At 43.2% G+C, this 1,412-nt stretch carries 1 protein-coding gene and 1 pseudogene; both read right to left on the bottom strand.

Annotated elements, in window-relative coordinates; all coding sequences use genetic code 11:
- On the bottom strand, window positions 1-995 hold a 995-nt coding region (locus PX484_RS04970; protein WP_288103060.1), incomplete at its 3' end, for a CO2 hydration protein.
- 57 nt (window positions 996-1,052) lie between these two features.
- A pseudogene (locus PX484_RS04965) lies at window positions 1,053-1,412 on the bottom strand (NAD(P)H-quinone oxidoreductase subunit D4); the annotation flags it as partial.

Genomic DNA, 1,412 nt, shown 5'->3' with positions numbered 1-1,412 from the left:
GGAATTCCCGCAGTACCCACGGGGAAAACATCCGCATAAAGAATGCCATAGTGAAAGTCTTTTTGTTCGTCAGGAACCTGTTTTGCTTGGGCATTATAAGACTTTGTACCCCGGAAGGGAGCAGTACGATAAAAGACCGCTTCCACATAGGGTAAAGCCGCTTCATAAAGCCAAGTAAAAGCCTTTGATTTGGGGATAATTTCGTAGCATTGACCATCAATATAAACGTGATGATAAATCGGCCGGCCAGCGATGGCAAAAATGCCATTAACGAGGAAATTCATGGCATCAGGAACACCTTTAAAGCCGCCTTCATCGTAGATATCAGACATCTCGAAAAATACCGGGGCCATCACTTCCCAGAATAGTCCTAAATTGGAGTAGTAGGACATCATCCGCACCTGTTCCAAAAACATATCGGGGAACAGGTCATAAAGTTTCATCATCACCGGGTTTTTCTTGAAATAGGCCTTAATAGCGCGGTCGGCATTTTGGCGATATTCTTCTGAATCGAGATAGGCATCAAATAAACCCCAACCCATATCGCGGCCATGCCACAACATAGCTTGCATACAAGCTTCAGCAAATTCCATATTAACGCGGTCATGCCAGAGGTGATGGATTAATCTGGGCATTTTTCTGGTTTTACCTTTATCCATGAATTCTAACAATTCAGGGTGAGCGGAACCCGTACCGCGCCAGATGCGTAAATCGGCATTATCGCCAGCGTAATGATTTTGTAGGTCTAGGTATTCTTGGGGTAGAAAATATTTAAAAAAGGGCAAAGGATCGAGGAAAACTCGTTCGGCAATATAGAGCAGATCTCGCCAATAAAAATCCATCGGCACGGCATAAGCTTTATAAATGCCGATAATTTGCATCAGGTTTTCGGGAGTATCCGGCAACATGGATCCACCCGCTTCTAAACGGTGGATAATGTCGGCGAATTCGTGATTAGAAGGGGGAATTTTGGCTTTGATTAATGTCCCAGTCATAGTTTTAGGTAAAGTAATTAGCAGCGGTTACAATAATTCGGAAACAGCAAGGGATAACTAACTATTACTCAAAAATTTACCCCGATTCAACCAGTTGGTTTTTGAGGACTTTTGCGGAGATTTTTTGAAGACAAAACTAGGTTTTGCTTCCCCCGATAAGCTGGCAACCATCGAGTTAGTGGTGGGTTCAATCCAACGGACTAAATAATTGGGTTGAATGCCTAAAAAGACGATTAATACCATTAGGACAAAAGCGGGTATAGTTTCCGATTTCAGGACTTTGGGATAGTAGGCAAGTTTATTATCCAATTTACCAAAACAGGTGCGATTAAGCAGGATAACAAAGTAAACCGCCGTTAAACCGGAAGCGATGATACAGAGAACCGTCTGCACGGGAAAACGGGAGAAACTACCCTG

Source organism: Microcystis sp. M49636_WE2, assembly GCF_030065375.1.
Classification (GTDB): Bacteria; Cyanobacteriota; Cyanobacteriia; order Cyanobacteriales; family Microcystaceae; genus Microcystis; species Microcystis aeruginosa_C.
The sequence above is the reverse complement of the archived record's forward strand: the minus strand, read 5'-3'. Positions and strand labels throughout refer to the sequence as shown.